At 46.2% G+C, this 4,636-nt stretch carries 5 protein-coding genes; 1 reads left to right on the forward strand and 4 read right to left on the reverse strand.

Features of this window, described 5'->3' with window-relative positions; genetic code table 11:
• Positions 1-407: 407 nt before the first annotated feature.
• On the reverse strand, positions 408-1,031 hold the full coding sequence (locus QUA77_RS28645) for a DedA family protein (protein WP_333041712.1): 624 nt from the start codon (positions 1,029-1,031) through the stop codon (positions 408-410).
• A gap of 346 nt (positions 1,032-1,377) precedes the next feature.
• Here QUA77_RS28645 and QUA77_RS28650 point away from each other — a divergent pair, with 346 nt between their 5' ends.
• Positions 1,378-1,722 carry an STAS domain-containing protein gene (locus QUA77_RS28650; protein ID WP_333041710.1) on the forward strand — a complete coding sequence of 115 codons (345 nt, stop codon included), beginning with the start codon at positions 1,378-1,380 and terminating at the stop codon, positions 1,720-1,722.
• A gap of 44 nt (positions 1,723-1,766) precedes the next feature.
• Here QUA77_RS28650 and QUA77_RS28655 read toward each other — a convergent pair whose 3' ends face one another.
• The 3 genes from QUA77_RS28655 to QUA77_RS28665 form a co-directional block, all read right to left on the reverse strand.
• A complete protein-coding gene (locus QUA77_RS28655) occupies positions 1,767-2,417 on the reverse strand; it encodes a hypothetical protein (protein WP_333041708.1) in 651 nt (216 codons plus the stop codon).
• Positions 2,410-2,964 carry an Npun_F5560 family protein gene (locus QUA77_RS28660; protein ID WP_333041706.1) on the reverse strand — a complete coding sequence of 185 codons (555 nt, stop codon included), beginning with the start codon at positions 2,962-2,964 and terminating at the stop codon, positions 2,410-2,412. Before QUA77_RS28660 ends, QUA77_RS28655 begins: the two co-directional genes overlap by 8 nt.
• Positions 2,965-3,226: 262 nt before the next feature.
• Entirely contained in the window at positions 3,227-3,826 is a 600-nt protein-coding gene (locus QUA77_RS28665) for a class II aldolase/adducin family protein (protein WP_333041704.1), read from the reverse strand.
• Between the last annotated feature and the right edge of the window lie 810 nt (positions 3,827-4,636).

Consider the following 4,636-nt stretch of genomic DNA (forward strand, 5'->3'; position numbering starts at 1 on the left):
TTTAACTTTTGTACTTGTTCGTAATTCATCTTATGGGAGCTAATTATTTCTTTTATTTTACCTAGAACGCGCGCACTGTCGCAAGAGGTCTAGCGAACACGCTGATTATTGCGATCCCAATTCCTCTGCTCCTTTGTTCGCAGCCTTCGGTGAATTATAATTATAGGAATAGAGTTTTTGAAATCCTATTTAACTCAATCCAGGAATATCCTCATACCAAGCAGAGATTGGACTGAGGACAGAAGTTCGCGCTACCAACTTGATGCTTGGGAGGACAGAAGCCCTGACTTATTAATAGGTAGCCATTAGACTTTTTGCAAAAATAGATAATATCTGCGTTCATTTGCGTTTATCTGCGGTTAAAAACAGAAAATCCAGAACTCTTGCAAAAAGTCTAACCACCAATCTTATTTAGTCTTGTCCAAAGTCCGCGACTCCAACCAAATAGGAATTGCAATCCAAGCAACTGCTAACAGCAAAGCAAATACCGCAAATTGAGCAGCCCAAGCTACCAATTTCTCTAAAGACACAACTTGTCCCAAGAAGTAGGACAAACTTACCATTACAGATGCCCAGCTTGCAGCACCCAGAACATTGAACAGCGAAAATTTCCAAAAAGGCATTTCTGCAATACCTGCTAGGGGGCTAGCAAAAATTCGCAGCAATGCGATGAAACGGCCCAAAAATACGGCTTTAGCTGCATTTTTGCTAAACTGTTCTTTTAAGTCAAACAGTTGTTCTTCTCGAAAGCGGAAAAATTGTCCCAGCTTCAGCAGAAGTGGCCAGCCGCCGTACCTGCCGATCGCATAACCAAAATTTCCCCCCAATGTAGCACCGGCGATCGCACTGCCGAGCACAAACCAGTAATTCAGTTCACCGCTGCCAGCTAAAAAGCCGCCAGCAATCGTAATTGTCTCGCCTGGAAGAGGAACTCCCAGATTTTCCAGCAAAATTCCCAGAAATACTGCCCAGTAGCCGTAATCACGCGCAAACTGCTGAATAGTCTCTAACGATAAAAACTCAAAAGACATTCGATACTGCCTTCGTAAACTTTTGCAAAGCTCAATACATTTATATATTGGCTCGATTCAGCCAATAGTGCAATCTTTCGCTGTGATGAAGAACACACTGTTGTCGCGATCGCTGGCCCAACTAAAAATTAAGCTTTCAGGCATACTAGATGAATAGAGAATTGTTGCGGTTGCGTTCCGCGCGATCGCTACCTAGTTTCCTACTAAATTTATCACCACGGCTCTCCCCACCGATTCCCTAGCTCGATCGCCCATCCTAAAACATACGCTGAAATTCCGTGAGTCTCTCAACAGAGTCAGCAACTAAACTAACTTATTCATACTTTACGATCGTAGGATAACTGCTATGGAATTTCCCAACTTCAACCAACCCATCGTCCTTCAACCTCACAACTGCCTCGACTCCCAAGCCGGCAACCTCCTCCAGCAACAGCTAGCCGAGATTGTGCCCGATCGCCACAAACTCTGGGTAATAGACATGGCCGCCGTAGATTTCATCGACAGTTCCGGGATTTGCGCCTTAGTCGGCGGACTCAACGCCGCCCGTCACCGGGGATGCCGCCTCGTCATCTGCAACCTCTCAGCCACAGTGAAGCTAATTTTTGAAATAACTCAACTCGATCAACTCTTTGAAATCTTCGACAGTTTCGAGCAAGTTATCTCCACTGAAACTCCCGCTTTAGTTGCTTGATTAAAATGAGATCCCTAGTTTAAATCTCAAGTTTGCAAGAGACTTCAAGCAACCGCCGAGCTAATTTCCATATCATAAATAGGTTGATTTGTCAAGCAATACCAATGACAAACAAATAAATCCGGCACTTGAACGCCGACAGAAGCGATCGCAGGTGCAGCCGGAAAAGGCCAAAGTCGATCGAAACAAATCCTTTCCCCTACAAACCCGAACTGCATCAAATAAGTCGCAGGCGGCGCATTTAAAAGATTCAGCAAGCGGTAAGCCAACTCATACAACTGCTGTCGCCAAACATCCGACAAATGAACCGGTTGAGAGTAACTCAACTCGCCAGACTGCTTGTCAGGTTCGCCACCAATCACCTCCCCATACAGTGGCCCCTTTGCAGTCAACACCACAGGCAGCCAAAAATTGCCCTCGCCTACGGGAAAAAGCAGCTCCTGAGCCACTCGATCGCGCGCCGCCGAAACATTGCCACAAAATCGAAACACATCTTGAGCCGGAAAAAGCAGATTTTCTGGCACATCCAGCGTCAAAGGACAAACGATCGCCCCATCCGAAGCGATCGCGCCAGAATTGAGTTCAGAAACCCCACAGATATTGACTTCAGTTAAAGGATGAGATTGAGCGATCGCCGCCTTGAGACTGGTGGCCGGGCCTTTCTCACCACCCGCGACAATCAAAACCTTAGACATTGCCAAAGCTCGGCATTTGAATTCCTCGATCGTCCTCAGCATCGACACTCGGCAGATCCAGGCCCTTAGCCTTGCGGCTCCGCACAGCGAGACGGTAAGTTACGCTTTGCAACTCAGTGTGCAACTGGCGGTTTTCCTTTTGCAATTGCTCCAACTTTTCCTTAATCGGATCGAGTCGTTCGGCAAACTTCTGGCGGTAAACCCCCGGCAATTCCTGAACCACCTGTTCCAGCATCCGAGAGCGATCCGTCAATTCTTGCACCGACTGTCGCAGTTGGTAAACCTCAGCATCCCGCTCCGCGATTTGTTCCTGATAAAAACCCACCTGTTCTTCCACAGCTTGGAGTTGTTCCCGCATTGCCTGCATTTGAGCTTGGTGGCGATCGGAAACTTCCGGCGCCGGCACAAAACTAGAATTGCCCTTCACCAGCCGGAAAAGTTCTTGAGACAACTGCTGCACCAATTGGTCGCGCATTTGGAGCTCTTCAGTGAGACGAGATACCTCTGATTGCAATTCTTTTGAGCTTACAAGTTTAGTTTGATTCACGATGACTCTCAGCTTTTGTTATATAATGTGTTTCTCTTTAAAAATATCTTCCCCTTACCGCAGAGGCAAGAGGCACTTCAAAAGTTTTGAACCCATTAGGCTAAATCGAGCCAGCGGCCCGATGTCAAGGGTAAAGCTCAGTTTAACTCACATCAGGCATCCACGTCATCACCTGAGTTTCTTGGCATAGAGAGAGTTAAAATCCTAGGTTTTTTGTCAATAAACCAGGTTTCTTAGCTTTTTCCGACAATAGTGCCAGATCTTATGTGTAACCAATCACAGCCGAAAGCACTTTGCCAGCTTCGTCCACGGTGCTGCCAAAACAGATAATGCCGTCCTCGTGACCGGCCATCGCCAGAATTTGGCGCTCTGCCAAATTCTCCTCCTCAAAAAGTCTAAACATTTCTAAGGCCATCTGGGGAGTGCCGTAAGGTATTTCTTTTCTAGTAGTAGGAATCTTAAACAGCAGTTGCTGCCATAGTTTAGGATTGTGAACATGAATTATCGCGCCCACATCCTGTCTATGAAGGTACAGGGCCCCGTGAGTCAGGGACTCCGACGAAGCTTGTACGGGGCCCCGGCAGCCGAGGAAATTTTGTTCTAAGTTAAATTCGGTAACAGTACAGTAGAATTCTGGTCCCAGAGTCCTCAAGTGTGCAGTCTGGGTTCCCGAAATCACGAATTGGCAAGAATTGCCGAGTCTGACGCTGACGTTGCCAAACCCTATGCCATTTTCGTAGACGCCAATTAATCCCCAAGAGTGCAGGCGATCTCGCCAGTCCATCAAATCTGCTATGTTCCGGGCAGCTACAGGGTCTGCTTCTTCCCAGTCACAGCGGTACTTAACGACTCCTTCATCCATCCATTTTTTGTCCGATCAGACACGACTCTGACACGACAGACATTGCCGAAGCTGAGACTTAATCGAAGTTGTCAAGAAGTTGTCAAACAGCTTTTTTTGCCTGCTGCCTTATGTCTCGGTGCATAAGTGCCTTAACTAATCTACATTCCAGTGTCGCCGTAATTAGCGATCGACATTAGCAAAAAGTAAGCTACGAAAGAAGAACCAATTATTCCAAAAATCATGGTTTAGCCTCTAGGTGATTACAAAAGTTCAATATGAAAATGTACGCCTTCAGTCGGGGAGTTTGATTCCAGGCTTTTGCCCTTTCGAGTTTCTGAGGTGAAACTACATAACCTCCCTGAATCGCTTATCTCTCTATACTACAGCATTTCTACTGAGTTGAACTCTACCTTAATAAATATTTAAGGATAAAGTACCCCTTAATTAGGTAACTCCGGTAAAAAGCAACCGTACATTTACTTATTTTTTACGATTATATCTATATTTAAGCAAGAATCAAGGGGAACACAAAAAATATTTTTTAGCCAGTCTGGGAGGAACTGGCGCAATCCTCGGGTGTTCTACGTTAGTCAACACCTATGTTGATCGAGCAATTTTTAGCTCCGGGGCATCCTACAAGCTAAGAAACCGGGTTGAGGGTAATATCATGTCGGGTAAAATCACCGCCACGCCAGCTCGCGTCGGCGGGTTGACCCAAATCTGTAGTAGTAGTATAAGTTATAGATCCCGTAAACCCGCCCCTTGTATCTTAAAAGAGTCAGGCGATAGATCGCTACGTCAGTCAGTTGATCGTTACACCAAGCAGGC

The organism is Microcoleus sp. K5-D4, from assembly GCF_036704575.1.
Taxonomy (GTDB): Bacteria; Cyanobacteriota; Cyanobacteriia; order Cyanobacteriales; family Microcoleaceae; genus Microcoleus.